General features: G+C 39.2%; 20 protein-coding genes. 17 read left to right on the forward strand and 3 right to left on the reverse strand.

Going from position 1 to position 20,737, the window contains the following annotated elements; all coding sequences use genetic code 11:
• Window positions 1-38: 38 nt before the first annotated feature.
• The 4 genes from K2F45_RS12410 (at window position 39) to K2F45_RS12425 (ending at window position 5,117) form a co-directional block, all read left to right on the forward strand.
• The gene (locus K2F45_RS12410; RefSeq protein ID WP_248933730.1) at window positions 39-920 is read left to right on the forward strand and encodes a hypothetical protein; all 882 of its coding nucleotides are present in this window, start codon (window positions 39-41) and stop codon (window positions 918-920) included.
• Window positions 921-924: 4 nt separating this feature from the next.
• A complete protein-coding gene (locus K2F45_RS12415) occupies window positions 925-1,851 on the forward strand; it encodes an alpha/beta hydrolase (protein WP_083663817.1) in 927 nt (308 codons plus the stop codon).
• A 137-nt stretch (window positions 1,852-1,988) separates the two neighbouring features.
• Window positions 1,989-4,313 (forward strand): TonB-dependent receptor, encoded by a 2,325-nt coding sequence (locus K2F45_RS12420; RefSeq protein WP_075992472.1) that lies wholly within the window; start codon window positions 1,989-1,991, stop codon window positions 4,311-4,313.
• Between the two features lie 6 nt (window positions 4,314-4,319).
• A complete protein-coding gene (locus tag K2F45_RS12425; RefSeq protein WP_075992473.1) occupies window positions 4,320-5,117 on the forward strand; it encodes a DUF4249 family protein in 798 nt (265 codons plus the stop codon).
• Here K2F45_RS12425 and K2F45_RS12430 read toward each other — a convergent pair.
• Complete coding sequence (locus K2F45_RS12430) at window positions 5,114-5,665, reverse strand: polysaccharide deacetylase family protein (RefSeq protein ID WP_420833021.1); 552 nt, start codon at window positions 5,663-5,665, stop codon at window positions 5,114-5,116. The two genes, K2F45_RS12425 and K2F45_RS12430, sit on opposite strands and share 4 nt — an antisense overlap.
• 114 nt (window positions 5,666-5,779) lie before the next feature.
• Between K2F45_RS12430 and K2F45_RS12435 the strand changes: the two genes are divergently transcribed.
• From K2F45_RS12435 to ispE, 5 genes are all read left to right on the forward strand, one after another.
• Window positions 5,780-7,159 carry a TolC family protein gene (locus K2F45_RS12435; RefSeq protein ID WP_172840684.1) on the forward strand — a complete coding sequence of 460 codons (1,380 nt, stop codon included), beginning with the start codon at window positions 5,780-5,782 and terminating at the stop codon, window positions 7,157-7,159.
• Window positions 7,160-7,181: 22 nt separating this feature from the next.
• The gene (locus K2F45_RS12440; protein WP_075992476.1) at window positions 7,182-8,486 is read left to right on the forward strand and encodes an efflux RND transporter periplasmic adaptor subunit; all 1,305 of its coding nucleotides are present in this window, start codon (window positions 7,182-7,184) and stop codon (window positions 8,484-8,486) included.
• 107 nt (window positions 8,487-8,593) lie between these two features.
• Window positions 8,594-9,556: a ComEA family DNA-binding protein gene (locus tag K2F45_RS12445; RefSeq protein WP_075992477.1), complete on the forward strand. Its 963-nt coding sequence runs from the start codon at window positions 8,594-8,596 to the stop codon at window positions 9,554-9,556.
• On the forward strand, window positions 9,543-10,070 hold the full coding sequence (locus K2F45_RS12450; RefSeq protein ID WP_046676245.1) for an adenine phosphoribosyltransferase: 528 nt from the start codon (window positions 9,543-9,545) through the stop codon (window positions 10,068-10,070). Before K2F45_RS12445 ends, K2F45_RS12450 begins: the two co-directional genes overlap by 14 nt.
• Before the next feature lie 30 nt (window positions 10,071-10,100).
• A complete protein-coding gene (gene ispE, locus K2F45_RS12455) occupies window positions 10,101-10,916 on the forward strand; it encodes a 4-(cytidine 5'-diphospho)-2-C-methyl-D-erythritol kinase (RefSeq protein WP_248933732.1) in 816 nt (271 codons plus the stop codon).
• 76 nt (window positions 10,917-10,992) lie between these two features.
• Here ispE and K2F45_RS12460 read toward each other — a convergent pair whose 3' ends face one another.
• The gene (locus tag K2F45_RS12460) at window positions 10,993-11,838 is read right to left on the reverse strand and encodes an ATP cone domain-containing protein (protein ID WP_248933733.1); all 846 of its coding nucleotides are present in this window, start codon (window positions 11,836-11,838) and stop codon (window positions 10,993-10,995) included.
• Between the two features lie 134 nt (window positions 11,839-11,972).
• Here K2F45_RS12460 and K2F45_RS12465 point away from each other — a divergent pair, with 134 nt between their 5' ends.
• A complete protein-coding gene (locus K2F45_RS12465; RefSeq protein ID WP_046676248.1) occupies window positions 11,973-12,269 on the forward strand; it encodes a YgaP family membrane protein in 297 nt (98 codons plus the stop codon).
• A gap of 325 nt (window positions 12,270-12,594) precedes the next feature.
• Here K2F45_RS12465 and ychF read toward each other — a convergent pair whose 3' ends face one another.
• Entirely contained in the window at window positions 12,595-13,695 is a 1,101-nt protein-coding gene (gene ychF / locus K2F45_RS12470) for a redox-regulated ATPase YchF (RefSeq protein ID WP_075992480.1), read from the reverse strand.
• Between the two features lie 68 nt (window positions 13,696-13,763).
• Between ychF and K2F45_RS12475 the strand changes: the two genes are divergently transcribed.
• The 7 genes from K2F45_RS12475 (at window position 13,764) to trxB (ending at window position 20,710) form a co-directional block, all read left to right on the forward strand.
• Window positions 13,764-14,099 (forward strand): Rieske (2Fe-2S) protein, encoded by a 336-nt coding sequence (locus K2F45_RS12475; RefSeq protein WP_075992481.1) that lies wholly within the window; start codon window positions 13,764-13,766, stop codon window positions 14,097-14,099.
• Between the two features lie 88 nt (window positions 14,100-14,187).
• Window positions 14,188-15,192 (forward strand): NAD(P)H-dependent glycerol-3-phosphate dehydrogenase, encoded by a 1,005-nt coding sequence (locus K2F45_RS12480; protein ID WP_070560849.1) that lies wholly within the window; start codon window positions 14,188-14,190, stop codon window positions 15,190-15,192.
• A gap of 19 nt (window positions 15,193-15,211) precedes the next feature.
• The gene (hemF, locus tag K2F45_RS12485; RefSeq protein WP_075992482.1) at window positions 15,212-16,108 is read left to right on the forward strand and encodes an oxygen-dependent coproporphyrinogen oxidase; all 897 of its coding nucleotides are present in this window, start codon (window positions 15,212-15,214) and stop codon (window positions 16,106-16,108) included.
• Between the two features lie 20 nt (window positions 16,109-16,128).
• A complete protein-coding gene (locus tag K2F45_RS12490) occupies window positions 16,129-17,388 on the forward strand; it encodes a M16 family metallopeptidase (protein WP_075992483.1) in 1,260 nt (419 codons plus the stop codon).
• A complete protein-coding gene (locus tag K2F45_RS12495) occupies window positions 17,378-18,700 on the forward strand; it encodes a M16 family metallopeptidase (RefSeq protein ID WP_075992484.1) in 1,323 nt (440 codons plus the stop codon). Before K2F45_RS12490 ends, K2F45_RS12495 begins: the two co-directional genes overlap by 11 nt.
• Before the next feature lie 71 nt (window positions 18,701-18,771).
• Window positions 18,772-19,725, forward strand: coding sequence for a 3'-5' exonuclease (locus K2F45_RS12500; protein WP_075992485.1), 954 nt, complete (start codon window positions 18,772-18,774; stop codon window positions 19,723-19,725).
• A gap of 28 nt (window positions 19,726-19,753) precedes the next feature.
• Window positions 19,754-20,710, forward strand: coding sequence for a thioredoxin-disulfide reductase (trxB, locus tag K2F45_RS12505; protein ID WP_075992486.1), 957 nt, complete (start codon window positions 19,754-19,756; stop codon window positions 20,708-20,710).
• Window positions 20,711-20,737 lie beyond the last annotated feature (27 nt).

Consider the following 20,737-nt stretch of genomic DNA (forward strand, 5'->3'; position numbering starts at 1 on the left):
ATTAGCATGTAAATATCAATAAAAACGTATCTTTAAACATGAATATTGCACGGGTGAATCTGTGCCTGCTACTTGTATTTTCTCTGTTAAGTCTGCAGGTTTACAGCCAAAATAGGAAGGATTATTTTAAAACGCAAATTGCCCTTGGGGAATTGACTGATCCACAACTGAAAGAGGTGTCGGGTATCACACCGGCTTATCGGGAGGGCAATTTTTGGGTGCATAATGATAGTGGTGATGGTGCAACTATCTATTTAATCGATCGTCAGGCCAAACTACTGAAGAAATTTTCACTCGAAGGGGTATCTGTCGTCGACTGTGAGGATATCGATCGGGTGAAATTTGGGGACACCTATTTTCTCGTCCTTGCGGACATCGGAAACAATACCGGGAAAAGGACCTGGACATGCCTTTATGTATTTCCTGAGCCTCAGGCTGATGATCCTGGGCTTATTCCGAAAAAGTCAATTCGGGCTATCTTTCTTAAATTTCCGGGCCAGAAACGTTTAGATGCCGAATCGATTATGATTGATCCAATAGACAAAATGTTGTATGTAATATCTAAACGTGAATTTCGATCGACTGTTTATTCCGCAGCGGTATTTACAAATTCTAAACAGCAGTATTTTACCTTAAATAGCGTAGCGGAGCTCCCATTTACTTTTGCTACTGCTGCCGCTATAGATCCGACCGGTACACAGTTGCTTGTAAAGAATATTACCCATATTTTCTATTGGCAGAGGAACCGGAGTAAATCCTGGAAACAGGTACTCCAACAAAAGCCGGCTATTCTGCCTTATCAGGTGGAGCCACAAGGGGAAGCGATAGCTTTCGATAGCATGGGAAATGGATTTTATACAATTAGCGAGCGTCCATTTGGTTTAAAATCCTATCTTTATTTTTTTGAAAGAAATCAATAAATTTATGATAAACACTAGACCTATTTTCAGTTATTCGCTGCATAATTTTCATCAAACCGAGCCTATCGAAAACTGCCAATTTTGTTCAAGAGGTATTAGACTGATGTTAATTGCCTTCGTTTTATTTTTATGTACCCCCACGAACACCTTTGCTGCTAAAGTGGACACCCTGTCCATTCAGAGCCCATCCATGGGTAAAGCAATTAAGACTGTCGTAATTCTTCCTCAAAATTACTCGAACAAAATCAGTTATCCGGTCCTTTACCTGTTGCATGGTTATTCCGGTAATTATAGCAATTGGGTTAAAAATTCAAGTGTGAGCGCATTGGCGGATCAGTATGGTTATATGGTCGTTTGCCCCGATGGTGGTTTTGGAAGCTGGTACTGGGATGTCGCGAATGATAAAAACTACCAATATGAAACCTTTGTGTCCAAAGAGCTGATTGATTATATGGATCAGCATTATTCGACGATCAAAGATCGGAGCGGAAGGGCAATTACAGGATTAAGTATGGGTGGGCATGGTGCGCTGTCGCTAGCCATAAAACATCAGGATAGCTATGGCGCTGCAGGAAGTACAGCTGGTGGGGTAGATTTTAGACCTTTTCCCTTAAACTGGGAAATTAAAGATCGCATTGGGAATTACGCTGATGTACCGCAAGAATGGGATAATCGGGTTGTTATTAATATGGTGCCCAAATTAATCAATAATAAACTTCGCCTAATCATCGATTGCGGTAAGGAAGATTTTTTCTATACCGTGAATGTTGCACTGCACGATAAATTGATGTACCATAATATAAATCATACCTTTGTTACAAGTGAAGGTGGACACAATTGGGAGTACTGGTCTCGGTCAATTGTTTATCAAATGGCTTTTTTTAAGGGATATTTTGATCAAGCGAAGAAAAATGAAAAGAAAAATGGATAAATATTTGGCATAAATGAATAAAATGCTATTTTTGTTAAACAGAGACCTTAACTAACAAATTATAAACTTATTATTAAGCCTTACAAATTGTAAGGCTTTTTTATTATTTTCAGCAAAATTTTTGACTTCAATTGATTATGTTTAAACCTATAAAGGTTGTATTTTGTTTTTCTTCCATTTTGTTCTGCGCGCAGCAAGCGTATAGTCAACAGTCTAAATCTATTTCTGGGTTTGTTAGGGACAGTATCAGCGGTGAGAATATCATTGGCGCCGTCATAAGAAACGATACAGAGAAAAAATCCACCGCTTCAAATAAATATGGTTTTTTTAGTTTGTCTGTACGTGATGCCAGCAAAGGGATGGAAGTATCATCTGTAGGCTATCGAACGAAAGCATTTTCTGTCCACCTTGACAAGGACTCCACTTATATTATTCAGTTGGTGCCTGAGGAAAATCAGCTCGCTGAGGTTACCGTAACCGGAAATAGGCGCAAATCAATAAAGGATCTAACCCCTGGGTTGACACAATTTAGCCCTAAGGAAATCGAAAAAGTTCCTGTATTATTTGGAGAAAAGGATATTCTCAAGACTATTCAGCTATTTCCGGGAGTAACCAGTGGGGGGGAAGGAAGCAGCAATTTTTATGTGCGCGGCGGCGGTGGCGACCAAAATCTGATTTTGCTGGATGAGGCTCCTGTCTATAACAGTTCCCATTTGTTTGGTTTTTTCTCGACCTTTAATTCCGATGCGATCAAAGACGTGAATTTCTACAAGGGAGGTGTTCCAGCCCAATATGGAGGCAAAATATCATCGGTCATGGAAATTACCACCTTGGATGGAAACAACCAGCATTTCAATGTAGAGGGTGGCTTGGGTCTTATTGCTTCGCGTCTTAAATTGGAAGGGCCGATTCAAAAAGGCAAGAGCTCATTTATGATCTCCGGTAGACGTACCTATGCCGATCTTTTCTTAAAGCTTTCAAGTGATGAGAATATTAAGAAGAGTGCGCTCTTTTTTTATGACCTCAATGCAAAATTAAATTATCGCATCAATGATAAGAATACACTTTACTTGTCTGGATATTTCGGCAAGGATGCGATGGCTTATCATGATTTGTTTGATTTCAATTGGGGAAATGCGACTGGAACCATGCGCTGGAACCATGTGTGGAGCAATAGGTTGTTTAGCAATACTACGCTTATTTTTAGCAAATTCAATTATCAGGTTAAGATTGAGGATGATAACAACTTTAAAATCCGTTCAGACATCTTTAATTATAATTTTAAACAAGATTTTCAATACAATCTTTCGGATCGTCACAATCTAAAATTTGGATTACAGGCAGCCTTGCAGGAAATCCGACCGGCAAGTATCGAAGCGGGAGAAGATTCGAAGGTGAATTCATTGCAAATTCAACATCGCAAGGGTGCTGATGTTGCTGCTTATTTAACCGATGACTGGTCTATTACCGATCGTTTAAAATTAAACTATGGATTGAGGGCATCTGCTTATGCAACATTGGGGCCAGGGACATTTTATACTTTCGATCCTGCAGGTGAGGCCGTAGATTCTACCTATGTGGGAAATGGCAAGTTGGGTAAAAAGTACTTCTATCTGGAACCTCGCGTTTCATTAAACTACGCTATCAATGATTTAACGACGGTAAAGGCATCTTTCAATACAAATGCTCAGTATCTGCATCAATTGAGCAATACAACCAGCAGCCTCCCTACCGATCAATATGTGTTGAGCAATAATACGATTAAGCCCCAGCTATCCAATCAGTATTCGCTGGGTTACTTTCGGAATTTTGCATCCAACAGATATGAATTCTCTGTCGAAGGTTATTACCGGGATTTAAAGAACCAGATTGACTATAGGAATGGCGCCGATCTACAGGCAAATGAACTGCTGGAAGGGGAATTGCTGTTTGGAAAAGGCAGAGCGTACGGAATTGAATGGTTTCTGAAAAAGAGACTGGGGCGATTTAGCGGCTGGCTGAGTTATACTTTGTCCAAAAGTGAGCGGCAATTTGAACAAATTAATGATGGTCAATGGTTTAACGCACGTCAGGACAAAACGCATAATATAGCTATCGTAGCGCAGTATCAGTTAAATCCGAAGTGGAATTTAAGTGCAAATTTCGTATACTATACAGGAGATGCTGTAACGATGCCCGCGGGGAAATATTTTGTTGACGATCGTACGATCTTTTATTACGATAAAAGAAATGGGCAGCGGATGCCTGCTTATCACCGCCTGGATTTGGCAGCAACTTATGATATTAAGCGGACAAAGAATAGCTACTCGAGCTTGTCGTTTGGTCTCTATAATGCCTATAATCGAAAAAATGCTTATTTGATCGACTTTAGAGAAAAAGAAGGGCAATCCAATGTCACCGAGATTTATCGGATAGCATTATTTGGGACGATCCCATCGATTACTTGGAATTTTAAATTTTAGCAAAGAATGAAGAAGATATTAGGAGTTATAGCTGTTGCATTATTTACTTTAGGGAGCTGCGAAGACAAAATAGATTTGGAACTGCCCGAAAATACAGGTCAATTGGTTATCACCGCAGATTTGATGGTTTCGGATCAGCAACATGAGATTAGTATACAGAAGGTTGTAAGCATTAAAGACTCTCTATTTTCTCCGATAACAGATGCGGAGGTGAGCGTTAAGAATATGCAAAATAATCGCACTTATACGTTTCAAGCGGGAGCTGATGGGTTGTATACCAATAAAACATTACGGTTACAGGAAAAGGTCACTTACCAGTTGCAGGTAAAGACCGCTGATGGAAGGGAGATCCAAGGGGTATCAAAGGTTCCCAGCTATGTGGATGTGGATTCTATAGGGCTTTCAGAGCGAATTATTTTTACTGATACAATTTACTATCCGACCCTCGTATTTATCGATCCACCGGAAAAAGGTAACTATTATAAGTATAAAATGTCGGTCAATGGAGGTAAATTACGTTTTATTGATGTCTTTGACGATAAGTATAACAATGGCTTAGAAGTGCAGCATGATATTGTCGACCGCGATAGAGATTTGAAAGTTGGTGATCGTGTGCGTATCCTACGTCAATGTATCGATGTAGGCGCCTACAATTACTGGAATAGTTTTCAAATGATTAATCCTGGTTCGGCTTCGCCAGCTAATCCGATTTCAAATTTAAGCAACAATGCACTGGGGTATTTCAGTGTCAGTGTAGGTAAATATTACGAATCTGAGGTGACGTTTGTTAGAAGTAAACCTTAATCTATTCTCGAAAGCTGATAGTGATTTTTTAATAAAAACTCTATTGTTTTAGGTAGAACATATTCGACACGAGGAATGGCTTTGATATTATCATGAAAAATAATAACAGAGCCATTTTTAATGTTGGACAGAACGTTTTCCAGGCATTTCTGGGGACTTAAATTCGGATCAAAATCACCCGACATAATATCCCACATGATCACTCGGTATTTTTTATAGAGTTGGCGGAGTTGGGATTTTGTTGCTCGGGCATAAGGCGGACGAAAAAGATCAGTCTGGGTCAGTTCCTGGCATTTCGCAACATTTGCCAAATACTGCTCATCATTTGTTTCCCAGCCTTTGAGGTGGTTGTAGGTATGGTTGCCTACCTGATGCCCTTCATCTAAAATTCGTTGAAACAAATGTGGATTTTTTTTAATATTTTCACCAACACAAAAAAATGTTGCCTTTGCCTGATATTTTTTTAGGATATCGAGTATAAAAGGTGTAATTTCAGGAATTGGACCATCGTCAAAAGTAAGATAGACTTTTTTTTCATGACGTGGCATATTCCATATTGATTTGGGATATAGCCATCTAAGGAAAAATGGAGATTTGACAAAATACATAACCGATAAATGAAGTTCAAATCTAAAAAAAAATGTATGGTTCTACATATGGACATGAAAAGATTTTATTATTCTGCAGTAGTATTTACTGGGTTATTTCTAGGAACTAACGATTTGGTTCAAGCCCAACAGGTTGTAGGAGTGGCAGAAGCCATTCGTATGACATTGGAACGGAACGTACAGATAAAACAAGCGGCGCTGAACAAAGATCTTGCTGAGCAGGACTTGTTTCAGGCAAAAAGTAATTTATTGCCGAACCTGAGTGCTAGCGTGGATCAAAGTTTTCGTTATGGCTTTGGTTTCGATTTAACTTCCGGACGAATCGTCAATAACACCTGGACAAAAGGAACCAGTGGCTCGGTGGGATCAAGTGTCAATTTATTTCAGGGCTTTCAACAGATCAATCAGATCAAAGCGAATAAGTTGCAACTGGAGTCTACGGCGACTCAGGTGGATAAGATCAAGAATGACCTTGTGCTCAATGTGCTGGTTAATTATTTGGAAGCTATTACCAATCATGAGATGATGGTTGCGAGTGAAGACCAGATCGCTTTGTCGAAACAGCAATTTTCACTGGACTCCATCCAGTTTGCAGTTGGTAATAAAACGATTGCCGATCTTGCCAAATCAAAAAATCAGGTTGCTACAAATGAATTGAACAAAGTTAATTTGAAAAATTCATACGAAATGTCTTTGTTGACCTTGAAGCAGCTGATGGAAATGCCTCCTGAAACGCCTATTTCCTTGGAACGTCCAAGCTTGGAATCTATATTGGTTCATGCAGTGGATAAAAATGCGGTGGATGTCTACCAGAAAGCGCTCACATTGCAGCCGGATATTCATAAGTCTGCATTGGATAAAGAGGTCGCATTGAAACAAATCGATATTGCAAAGGGGGGCTATTATCCGACACTCAATTTGAACGTGAGTTATGGAACGAATTACTCATCTGCGACAACAAGGCAAACAGATCCATTGGATCCTGCGACCCTTTTTAGAGTGCCTTTTGGCCAACAGATATCGGATAACAAGTCTTTTTTTACCGGTTTATCTCTTGCTATTCCAATTTTTTCAAGAAATCAGAATAAAGTAAATGTGGCCAAGGCAAAGATCGGTTTAAAACAGGCTGAAGCCTCCGAGCAATTGGCAAAAAATAACTTAAACAAGGCCGTTAATCAGGCTGTATTGGATGTGAATGCGGCCAAACAACGCTATAGCTCGGCTACCGTCGCATTTGAAAGTGCTGAAACAGCATTTAAGGCGACAAAAGAACGTTACGATATTGGTATGGCGAATTCACTGGAGTTGTTTACTGCTCAAACGGAACGAAATAAGGCCGAATTTGACCTTATTCAAGCAAAATATAACGTAATATTCAGATCAAAGATCATTGATTATTACCTCGGAAATCCAATTCAATTCGATAACAATTAACCTATTTGATTTAACAAAAGAAATGGCAAAGAAAAAACGTAGCATTGGAAAAATTATATTAATAATAGTTGTGCTCTTGGTAGTCCTTGGTTTTATAGGTTTTAAAGCAGGCTGGTTTGGCAAAGGAGAGATTACCAAAGTCGCGGTGGATGTAGTAAAAGAGATGGATGTTGATGAATTAGTTTCTGCAAGTGGGAAGATTCAGCCTGAAGTGGAGGTTAAACTGAGTTCAGAGGTATCTGGAGAGGTTGTAGAACTTAATATTAAAGAGGGTGATTTTGTTAAAAAAGGACAAGTACTCTGTCGGATCAAACCAGATATTTTGCAATCTGGTTATGATCGATCTGTTGCAGCAATGAATTCACAGCGAGCCAATTTAGCCGCTGCGCAACAGCAATTAAAACAACAGGAAGAAAACTTCAAAAATGTAGCTGCTACCTATAAACGGAATCAGGAACTTTTTGAAAAACGTGTTATTTCTGCCTCAGAAATGGATAAAAGTTCGGCAGAATATCATGCAGCACAGGCTTCTATCCAAGCACAAAGAGAGACTGTACGTTCTACAAAATATGGTATTGATCAATCACAAGCCTCAGTAAAAGAAGCACAAGATAATTTAAATCGGACGACAATTTACGCGCCATCAGATGGCATCATTTCTCTCTTGTCTATCGAAAAGGGAGAGCGTGTGGTTGGAACGGCGCAGATGGCAGGTACAGAAATTATGCGTATCGCCAATATGAGTTCGATGGAGGTTAATGTCGATGTAAATGAAAATGATATTAACAATGTAAGAGTAGGGAATCAAGCTGAGATTGAAGTCGATGCTTTTAAGGACAGAAAGTTTAAAGGTGTTGTGACCGAAATCGCTAGCTCGTCTAAAAACATCGCAACGACAACTACGGCGACATCATCGACAGATCAGGTGACAAATTTTAATGTAAAAGTTCGCATCAGCGCAGAATCGTATCAAGACTTGATGAAAGAGAATGTGGCATCGCCATTTAAACCGGGTTTGTCTGCAACAGTTCAGATATTTACAAAACACGATAAAGGACTGGTTGTACCGATTCAATCGGTAACCGTGCGCTCTGACGATAAAGACTCTACAAATACAAATAAGAAAGTTGATGAATATGTATTTGTCCTAAAAGATAAAATAGTTAAGCAGGTTTTGGTTAAGACAGGTATTCAGGACGATAAAAATATCATTGTTACTTCAGGACTTAAAAAAGGAGACGAGGTCGTTTCTAGACCATTTGATGCGATTTCCAAAACCTTAAAAGACGGTAGTCAAGTTGAAAAAGTTGATAAGTCAAAGTTATAAATCTCTTTGTAGATAATAATTAATAAAAAGGGAATTGTTTTTTAATAATTCCCTTTTTATTTTCCTTATAATTTATTAAATTTAAACAACCCAATTGTTAGCGGCTTATGAAAAGGCTATTGGCTTATTTTAAATTTAGTAAAACAGAACAAAATGGATTTTTCATTATTTTGGTGATTATCGTTTTGTTTGCGACGATTTATACGCTGATTAAACGTAATACGAGAGATCCTATTCCAAATCAGGCCAAACTTTTTGAACAGTCCTTTCACGATTCTATAGAGATTTCCAGTACACCCAACAAACAGGAGTTTAATAGCCCCTATGTGAATAAAAACGAAAGTGTTGTATCCATCTCGCCGACTACAGATTTAGATGATGAAAAGCTATTTTATTTTGATCCAAATAATTTACCTCACGCTGACTGGCATAAGTTGGGACTTTCTGATAAACAGATTGCAGTACTGAAAAATTATGAAAAAAAGGGGGGGCGATTTAAGGTAAAAACCGATCTGAAGAAAATCTACTCCATTAATGATCGACTTTACAAGAGATTAGAGCCTTACATCCAAATAAAAACAATTCCCGATTCGGAACGAACGAAACAACAGGACAGAGCGCCTTTGCTGTATGATAAATTTGAAAGAAATAAAGCTGAACTTATCGATATTAATACCTGTGATACCACGGCATTAATCAGTCTTAAAGGGATAGGCTCAATTCTATCCAAACGCATTTTGAAATATAAAGATGTTCTTGGTGGTTTCTATCGTATAGAACAGTTAAAGGAGGTTTATGGAGTTACGGCTGAAACGTATGATCTAATTAAAGACTATATTGTTGTAGCTAATTTAGATGGAATCAAAAAAATCAATATTAATAAAGTTGATGCAAATTCATTGGCTAAACATCCGTATCTTAGCCCTAAAGATGCGAAACTAATCGTCAATTATCGGGATCAACATGGAAGTTATGTCAATATAGAAGATTTGACAAAAATAGGAACACTTTCAGATCTTGCGATTGCGAAGATTGCGCCTTATTTAATATTTGAGAATGATTCAAGATAAATTGAAACTGGAAATCCGGGATATTGTGGATTTTCCTAAACCTGGTATTGTCTTTAAAGATATTACCCCTTTGTTGAAAGATGCGGCATTGTGTAGCGAAATGGTTGATGCGATTATTGATCAATTGCAAGGAATAGAGATAGATGCTATTGCTGGAATTGAGAGCCGGGGTTTTCTATTTGGATTTTTACTTGCCAATAGGCTGGGCTTGCCTTTTATTCCAATTCGAAAACAAGGTAAATTACCTTTTAAGACCGTGTCTGAATCTTATGCATTGGAATACGGCCAAGCAACGATTGAAATCCATGAAGATGCTTTTGAAAAAGGAAGCCGCATATTGGTTCACGACGACCTTTTAGCAACGGGGGGTACCGTCGTTGCTGCCAGTAAACTTATTGAAAGACTTGGTGGCGAGATCGTCGCTTATAGTTTTATCATCTCTTTAGACTTCCTAAAGGCGAAAGGAAGATTATCCAGATTCAGTGATAATATCTTTTCATTGGTAAGTTATTAATTTAAAAATATACGATTTAGAGCATTTCACATGATACTTTTTGCAAACGCTAAACTAAACATTGGACTGCAAGTAATTGCCAAGCGTACGGATGGATATCATGAGCTGAACAGTGTTTTTTATCCACTTCCAATTTACGATATTATCGAATTATTGGATACGACTGCTACGGAGACAACACTAAATATTCAAGGAGAACATATCCCAGGAAATCTCCGTAATAACCTTTGTATAAGAGCTTTTGAATTGTTGGAAAAAGATTATGGCATTCCGCCCGTTTCAATTGATTTGATCAAACAAATTCCGATTGGAGCAGGCTTAGGGGGCGGTTCTGCCGACGCGTCTTTTGTTTTGAAAGGGCTCAATACGCTCTTTCAATTGAATCTTACAGAAGAGCAACTAGCGGGGTATGCCGCAAAGTTAGGAGCCGATTGCCCATTTTTTATTGCAAATAATCCTGTTTTTGCAACAGGCATTGGGACTGATTTTAAAGACTTAAATCTAAGTTTGGATGGCTACCATATTGCAGTCATTATGCCCAATATTCATATTTCTACAGCTGAAGCTTATGCTGGTGTACAACCTAAGGTACCCGAAGTTAATTTGGAAGAAGCAATTCGTTTGCCTATCCAAGAATGGAAGTTTCATATTCGAAATGATTTTGAGGACGGTATTTTCGAGAGTTACCCATTGTTGAAAGAAATCAAAGAAACTTTATATCAAAAAGGAGCGATTTATGCTTCTATGTCAGGTTCCGGAGCGGCTATTTATGGCATATTTTGGGAAAAAACAGATTTAAGCGGGCTTGCAAAATATGGCAAGATCTATCATCCAACCAAGCTGTAAGAATATTATCGATTACTAAAAAAGCGTTATGTCTATCTGTTCAAACAGGTATACATAACGCTTTTTTAGTATGTTATTAATACTCTTCTTCCACTTGATAGTTTATGAGTTCTCGAGCCTCATTTAAAACCTTTTCTTTCCGTTCTTTTGTTAAGTTTAGGAGATCCAATTTTTCGGGATTACTGACGATATCTTTCACTAAAATAAGCTGATTTTTGAGCAGTTGTTGTTCTTCAAGGTCTGAAAGAGTTGTTAGACAAGTGACCGGATAAAAAACTGCTTTATCTACTCTTTTTTTAATGCTATTTTCTTTGGGGTAATCCCAAGAGAGCAGGTTGATATTATAATATTTAGCAAAATCAATCGAATCGGAGGTGAAGTAAGCATTGGTAATCAGCCAGCCTTCTTGAAACTGCAGCTGCTTCCCAAAAAACTGATACTTGATATTGCTAATATCGTTGAATCTGGAAAGATAATACATCGGCGTTGTGACCGATATTTTAGCGTCAATATCGTTTCGAAATTTACATTCCGCGGTAATGAGTTTGCCGTCCTTATAGGCGACAACGTCCAATTCATGCGAAACAGCATGCCCCTGCACGGTCTGTCCCGTGGTGCTTTCATAGCCGATGGATCGCAATAGGTGAGCAATGTATTTTTCGAAGTAGAAGCCTTCCGGACCAAGTTCACGCAGAGCTTTTTTAAGGCTATAGCGTGCGGCAAAGGAATTTCGTACTGTTTTCAACGTGTCAAAGGCCAGCTGATAGAGCTCTCTTGTTGAAATGCCATCATATATTTCGTTGAGTACCTTATCGTAGACCTGGTTGACCTGGTCAGCATTGGCACCCGAACGAGAAAGCGAATGGCGTAGCGAGTCACCATTAAATGGAACTAATTCACCGGAATATTTTTTGATTTGCATGTATTTCTAATTTGTTAAATACGAATATAAGAGATGTCGTCGGAGAAACAACATAAAAAACTATTATTCTATTCCTAAACTTTTTTAGGACACCATTTGTTTATAACATAGACGAAAAAAAAATAGAGATAATTATGAGTAACCTACTAAACTTTGCATTTGATAAGATAAAAACGAAGATCGAAGACGATTGTATCGAAGAAAATATTGGCACCTCTGAGCGTGTTCTGTCGGTGATTGCCGGCGGATTCATATTGGGCTTGGGTGTTAAAAAACTGTTTAAATCCCCACTTACTGGATTGTCTGGACTAACCCTTGGTGGAGCTTTGATCTATCGTGGCGTAACGGGTCATTGTGATGTTAAGAAAGTATTAGAAGATAAGGATATCAAAAAAGTAGAGGTGATTGAGCATCGCTATTTTGTTAAATAGCAAGTCGTGTAATTCTTGCTTAACGTAAAAGTGTTTTTAGTAGAGGCTTCTATGGAGCTGCTTGACAACAGTGAGGTGTTTACTTCGCCCTGCGAGCGGGGTTCGACTACGGTGAAAGCATGGTGACTGTACAACAAAAAGGTGGACTCAACGTGGACTCAACGTGGACTCACTGTGCTTACAGGGCGAATTTGATAATAGCCCGTCCGCTAGGTGGGGCATAGTTTTGACAATAAAAAGGGAGAAGATTAAAACTTAAAAAAGGCGAGCACTTCAAAAGTGTTCGCCTCTTTTTTATGTTCACCTGTTTGAACAGGCGGGATGGTTATACGTTAAAACGGAAGTGCATGATATCGCCATCTTGGACAATATATGTTTTTCCTTCCACTGATAATTTTCCAGCTTCTTTTACTGCATTTTCGGAGCCAAGTGTGACGAAATCGTCATACTTAATTACTTCAGCGCGGATAAATCCTTTTTCGAAATCTGTGTGGATGACACCTGCAGCCTGAGGTGCTGTAAATCCGTTCTCAATCGTCCAAGCGCGGACTTCTTGTACACCAGCAGTAAAATAAGTTGCCAGATTTAAAAGCGAATATGCGGCGCGGATCAGCTTGTGTACGCCAGATTCTTCAAGGCCAAGGTCATCTAAGAACATTTTGCGTTCTTCGTAGCTTTCCAGTTGTGCAATTTCGGATTCGATCTGCGCAGAGATAATCAATACTTCTGCTTTTTCGTCTTTTACAGCTTCCTTAACACGTTCGACATAAGCGTTTCCTGTGTTGACGGAGCCTTCATCTACATTACATACATAAAGTACAGGTTTAGCGGTCAATAATGCTAAATCCTGAATAAACTCAAAATCTTCAGCTTCAATCGCTGCAGTTCGTGCAGATTTGCCTGCCTCAAGATGATCTTTAACGATCGATAGGATGTCAAATGTTCTTTTTGCGTCTTTGTCGCCGCCTGTTTTAGCCATTTTTTCAACCTTTTGGATACGTTTAACAACAGTGTCCAAATCCTTAAGCTGTAATTCGGTGTCAATGATTTCTTTATCTCTGATCGGGTCTACCGAACCATCAACGTGGATCACGTTTCCGTCGTCAAAACATCTTAAAACGTGAATAATAGCATTGGTCGTACGAATATTTCCTAAGAATTGGTTGCCTAAGCCTTCACCTTTCGAAGCTCCTTTTACAAGACCTGCGATGTCGACGATCTCGATTGTATTTGGAACAACACGTTGTGGGTTGACTAATTCAGCTAATTTATTGAGACGGGCATCCGGTACGGTAATTACCCCAACATTTGGTTCAATTGTACAAAATGGAAAGTTAGCCGCTTGCGCTTTCGCGTTCGACAAACAGTTAAATAATGTTGATTTACCGACGTTTGGTAAACCTACGATACCGCATTGTAAAGCCATATATAGTGCAAATTTTTGAAATTGCACAAAGATAGAAAATTCACTGTAATTTTTAGCTATCTTGTCGAATGGTTCATTGGTACAAAATTGAACATGCCGATTTTCTGAAAAATCAGGGCATCAGCGAACATGAATTCGGTGGAAAAATTATTTGCATAACGTGGTTTGAAGACAAACTCTTTGCTTTCTCCCGAAAATGCCCTCATGCTGGAGCACCACTGAAAAATGGCTGGTGTGAGCGTGGAAAAGTAATCTGTCCTTTTCATCGCCACGAATTTGATTTAATTTCAGGTAGAGGTAATCCTGACCAGCATGATTTTATTACTGTTTACCCCGTGAAATTAGAAGATAAAGAATATTATGTCGGTTTGAAAATAGGCTTTTGGCAACGCTTATTCACTTAGAAAGTAACGAAAGTATCATATCTCACCGCGTGAATCGTATATCTAAGGAGTAAATAAGTATATTTGCTATCGAAAACAAATTAAAGACATGCAGGGGAAAAAGATTGGTATAATTGGTAGCGGAAGTTGGGCTACGGCTATGATCAAGATGCTATGCGAAAATGACCAAGACAAGCATATTTTTTGGTGGGTAAGAAAGGAAGAAGATGCAGAATATATTCAAAAATTCAAACACAACCCGACTTACCTGAGCAGTGTTTCGGTTGATCTTAGTATTACGACGATTGATACCGATGCAAAAAATGTAATTACGAATTCGGACATTGTCATTTTAAATACGCCTGCGGCTTATTTGAAGGATGCACTGGCAAATGTGACGAAGGAAGATTTTAGAAATAAAATTGTCGTTTCGGCCATTAAGGGGATTATTCCCAAAGATAATTTGATTATCGGTGAGTTTTTGGAGCAACGTTATGAGGTAGATATTGAGCAGATTTGTGTGGTTGGTGGTCCATGCCATGCGGAGGAAGTTGCCTTAGGCAAACTGTCTTATTTAACGTTCGGCTGTAAAAACCTAGATAGTGCTGCATTGGTTGCTTCCTTTTTATCTTCGAGGGTCATTAAGACGATTCTGTCGGAAGATGTTCTAGGGATAGAATTTGGTGCAGTATTGAAAAATATATATGCGTTAGCTGGTGGTATTTGTCATGGCTTGGGTTATGGTGATAATTTTCAAGCGGTGTTAGTATCCAATGCAATTCGCGAAATGCGTCGTTTCGTCGGTAAAGTGGACGGTGATACTTCCCGGGATGTGAATACTTCGGCTTATTTAGGGGATCTATTGGTAACAGCCTATTCTCAATTCAGCCGAAATAGAACCTTTGGAAATATGATTGGAAAGGGCTACAGCGTACAATCTGCCCAATTGGAAATGAATATGGTGGCAGAAGGGTATTACGCTTCGGCATGTATTCAGGAATATGCAAAAAAATATGCAGTGGAACTACCAATATGCGATGCCGTGCACCAAATTTTGTATGAACACCTTCCTGCATCTAAAATTATTCAAGCATTAAGCGAAAAATTAACATAATAAAGTAGCAATAGAGTAGATGATAACAAAAGAAGCGATTGCTTTAGCTTATAAAGAAATTCAGGACGAAATATGTCAGGCGTTGGAGAAATTAGATGGATCGGCGCGCTTTGAAGAAGAATTGTGGGAACGTGAAGGTGGTGGCGGAGGTCGTACCAGGATCATTCAGAATGGTCAAATTTTGGAAAAGGGAGGTGTTAACTTTTCGTCTGTCTATGGCAAATTACCCGAAGCAATCAAGAAATCATTTGCTGTAGAAGAAGATGATTTTTTTGCGACCGGAGTATCCATCGTCATTCATCCCAATAATCCCTTAGTCCCTATTATACACATGAATATCCGCTATTTTGAACTAAACGATCAGATTCGTTGGTTTGGTGGTGGAATCGATTTAACGCCGCATTATGTCGATGAAGAGGATGCCCGTTATTTTCATCAGCAGCTGAAAGATGTATGTGATCGTCATGATACTACTTTCTATGAAAAATTTAAAAATTGGGCGGATGATTATTTTTATATCAGACACCGCCAGGAAACACGGGGAATAGGAGGTGTATTTTACGATAAGTTGAATACTGAAAAAACAGGGATGAGCATGGAGGATATTTTTGCTTTTTCGTGTGATCTAGGCCGTACGTTTGCACCAACCTACACCGCTTTGGTGGAGAAAAATCGACATAAAGCCTTTACTGATCAACAAAAAAATTGGCAATTAATTCGTCGCGGACGCTACGTCGAATTTAACCTGGTATGGGACTCGGGGACTAAATTTGGACTTGAAACGAATGGTCGAATTGAGTCGATACTGATGAGTCTTCCTGCCCAGGCCAATTGGGTGTACGATTATCGTCCTGAAGAAGGCTCAGAAGAAGCCAAAACCTTAGCTTTACTACGAAAAGGTATAAACTGGATTTAAAAACATCGAAGAAAAATCAGATGGTTTCTTATCAAAAATTTACGTTAGAAAACGGCCTGCGTGTATTGGTACACGAGGATCATAATACGGCCATGGCTTGTGTCAATATCTTGTATGATGTCGGCGCGAGGGATGAGTCTCCGGAACAGACCGGATTTGCACACTTATTTGAACACCTGATGTTTGGTGGAAGTATCAATATTCCTAACTTCGATACCGAATTGCAAAAAGTAGGTGGTGAAAATAATGCTTTTACAAGCAACGACATCACAAATTACTACATTACCTTGCCTTCTTCAAATCTCGAAACAGCATTGTGGCTTGAGTCCGACCGGATGTTAAGTCTGGCTTTTTCAGCACAGAGCCTTGAGGTGCAACGAAATGTCGTGAGTGAGGAGTTCAAACAGCGTTATTTGAATCAACCTTATGGTGATGCATGGTTAAAATTGCGTCCATTAGCTTATCAGGTACATCCGTATCGCTGGGCGACCATCGGAAAAGAGTTAAGCCATATTGAAGAGGCTACCATGGAAGATGTAAAAGCTTTCTTCAAATTACATTATAATCCACAGAGTGCAATTATGGTTGTTTCTGGAGATGTACATTTTGAAGAAGTAAAGGCTTTGACCCAAAAGTGGTTTGGCGATATTGAGGCTGGCGAAAAATATAATCGTCAATTGCCTAAAGAGCCGGCGCAAGAGGAGATAAGGCGGGCGACTACTTGGGCAGAAGTGCCTTTAGATGCACTTTACATGGCATTTCATGGCCCCGCAAGATTGGAAGAAGGGTATTTCGCAATGGATCTTTTATCGGATATTTTATCAAGAGGATCTTCTTCACGTTTGTATCGTCGATTGGTAAAAGAGGGGCAGCTATTTAGTGAAATAAACGCCTATGTCATGGGAAGTATCGACAATAACCTTTTTGTTATTGAAGGAAAACCATCGGAAGGCATCTCGTTAGAAGAAGCTGAACGTGCAGTCTGGGCCGAATTGGAGGTCATAAAATCCGAGTTGGTACCTGCAGCTGAATTGGAAAAAGTAAAGAATAAGATCGAATCGACAAATGTTTTTGCGGAACTATCTATTTTGGATAAAGCCATGAACTTGGCTTTCCATGAGTTATTGGGTGATGCAGATGGCATTAACACGGAGGTCTCAAAATATTTGTCGGTGAGTGCCGAGGAAGTTCAACAGCAAGCTCAGGCTATTTTTAGACCGGAGAATGCTTCTATATTAATGTATAAATCAAAAGAAGAGGAGGCTGTACATGTTGGATAGAACCAAAGCACCTGAGTTCCGTGAAATTGGAAATATAAGTTTGAAAGAGCCAATCAAGAAGCAGTTTGAAAACGGATTGCCTGTCTATGTTTTCCAGTCGCCCGAGCAGGAGCTGGTGCGAATAGAATGGATCTTTGAGAATACCTATCCTGACGGGCAGATTGAAAACCCGTTGTTAAATAGTGCTTTAAGCGCCTTACTTAAAGAGGGGACAAATACCATGTCCAGTGCAGAGATTGCTGATAAAGTAGATTTCTATGGTGCATTTCTTGTCCCTGAATATTCTTTTGACGTAACTTCGCTGTCGCTTTATACATTGAATAGACATAGTCAGGTCCTTTTGCCTCTGGTAAAAGATATTCTGACAGAGGCGTCTATTCCGCAACAAGAATTGGATACCTATTTACGTAATAACAAGCAAAAGTTTCAAGTTTCTATGCAGAAAAATGATTATCTGGCGCGACGTAAATTCTATAACTTGATCTTTGGTAAGTATAATCGTTACGGGCGTACACCAAAACTGGAAGATTATGATGCGATTACACGTGCGCAGTTGATCGAATTGTATAAGCGGGAAATAGTTCCTAGCAACTGTACCTTAATTGTTTCAGGTAATGTTTCGGATGAGCTATTGCAAGAACTGGAACAAATTTTTGGTGTAGATTGGAAGGGAGTAGCTATTGACTCATCTTTGGATGGACCAGTTTTGGCACAAGGATCTAATGATTTGGTTTACGAGGAAAAAGAAAATGCATTGCAGTCTGCCATTCGTATAGGTTGCCAGACGATTGGAAGGACACATCCTGATTATCCTGCACTACAGTTTGTCAATACTTTATTAGGTGGTTTTTTTGGTTCCCGTCTGATGCGAAATATTCGTGAAGAAAAAGGGTATACCTATAGTATTGGTTCGGCTGTCGCAACCTTGAAGCATACTGGTTTTATGACTATTGTAACCGAAGTAGGAGTAGATGTAACGCATGCAACCCTGACAGAAATAGAAAAGGAGATCAATTTGTTGAAAACATCATTGGCCTCCGAAGAAGAGGTGAATCTCGTTAAAACCTATATGGAAGGTTCTATGTTGGGTTCATTGGAAAGTATCTTTTCGCATGCGGACAAGTTTAAAAGTGTTTTGTTAAATGGGATGACATTAACGTATTATTCCTATTATATGGAACAGATCCGAAACATGTCGCCGGAGAAGGTGCGCGACCTTGCCAATAAATACCTGGACTTTGACGCAATGGTGAAAGTTGTTGTAGGGAAAATCAGTCAAACTGAATCAGTTCATCAAGCGGTTGTAAATTAAATTTCTTAGACTACAAAAATCCAATACTACTTTGTATTTTTGGTTTTTGATAAAAAAGCGTATTATCCAGCATGGAATTAAAATTAAAAAGACCATTGGTATTTTTCGATTTGGAAACTACAGGTGTTAATGTGGCGACCGATCGTATTGTCGAGGTATCATTTTTGAAAGTGATGCCCAATGGTGAAGAAACAGTCTATACAAAGAAGATCAATCCAGAAATACCTATTCCCGCGGAATCCTCTTTTTTTCACGGTATTTATGATGAGGACGTGAAGGATGCTCCTAATTTTAAAGCAATAGCAGTGGAGCTTGCGGCTTTTATTGCGGATGGAGATCTGGCGGGATATAATTCCAATAAATTCGATGTCCCTATGCTCATGGAAGAGTTTTTGCGGGCAGGCGTTGATTTTTCATTGGAGGGAAGGGCATTTGTAGATGTTCAAAACATCTTCCATCAAATGGAACAACGAACCTTGAAAGCGGCATACAAGTTTTACTGCAATGAAAATCTTGAAAATGCACATACGGCTGAAGCTGATGTTCGCGCAACATATGAAGTATTGAAAGCACAGTTGACGAAATATGAGGGGGCAGCATTTGAAGATAAACATGGTGTAGTCTCTTATCCGGTAGTGAACGATGTCGAAGCCCTTCATGCATTTACCAATCTAAGCAAGCCAGTGGATTTTGCCGGACGTCTTGTATATAATGCGGAAGGATTGGAAACGATTAATTTTGGTAAACATAAAGGAAAACCTGTTATTGAAGTATTTGAGCAGGAGCCTAGTTACTACGCTTGGATGCAGAATGGTGATTTTCCATTGTATACCAAGAAGGTCTTAGAGAATATCTGGAATCGGTATAAAAAGGAAAAGAGTGAGCAAAAAGCAAAAGCAGCATCCACCCATTCTGTAGAAGATAAAAAACTTGCGAAAAAGGAATTCAATCAGCAAAAAGAAGAAGCGCCACAGAACATTTCTTTAGATATGTTGAAAGGATTGCAAGATAAATTTAAAAAATAACGTTAATTAATAGCTTAGAAAAAGGATTATGGAATTCAAACAAGAAGTGGAGCATGTACAGTGTTTGATTATTGGTTCGGGGCCAGCAGGTTATACTGCAGCAATTTATGCTGCACGTGCGGATATGAAACCAGTGGTTTATACCGGTATTGTTCCAGGAGGACAATTGACACAGACTACTGAGGTGGACAATTTTCCTGGTTATCCAAAAGGTATTACTGGACCGGTGATGATGGAAGATTTACGTGAGCAAGCTGAACGCTTCGGAACTTCAGTGCGTTTTGGATATGTGACTAAAGTAGATTTTACTGGTGAGGTACACCGTGTTGAGATCGATGGAACAGTACAAGTAACCGCAGATACTGTGATTATTGCAACAGGAGCTACAGCAAAATGGTTAGGCTTGGAATCTGAACAAAAATACAACGGTTTTGGTGTTTCAGCATGTGCTGTATGTGATGGGTTTTTCTTTAAAAACCAAGAAGTTGCTATTGTAGGTGCTGGGGATACAGCGGCAGAGGAAGCTACATACCTTGCAAAATTATGCTCAAAGGTACATATGTTGGTTCGTCGGGATGAGTTCCGTGCTTCAAAAGCAATGGTGCACCGCGTGATGAATACGCCAAATATTGAAGTTCACTACAATTCTGAGGCAAAAGAGGTTTTAGGAGATGGTCAAGTGGTGACCGGAATACGTGTTATTAACAATAAAGACCAGTCTGAAAAAGATCTAGAAGTAACAGGTTTCTTCGTTGCTATTGGGCATAAGCCTAATACCGAGCTTTTTACAGGTGTACTGGATATGGATGAAACAGGCTATTTAATCACAAAACCAGATAGTACTGCGACAAACATACCGGGTGTTTTTGCTTGTGGTGATGTTCAGGATAATATCTTCCGTCAAGCAATCACTGCTGCAGGTACAGGTTGTATGGCAGCCTTGGAAGCTGAAAGATACTTGGCAGCTAAAGAAAGCGGCGAATAATCGCTATAAGAATAAACCCATAACTTG

This window comes from Sphingobacterium siyangense (assembly GCF_023277505.1).
GTDB lineage: Bacteria > Bacteroidota > Bacteroidia > Sphingobacteriales > Sphingobacteriaceae > Sphingobacterium > Sphingobacterium siyangense.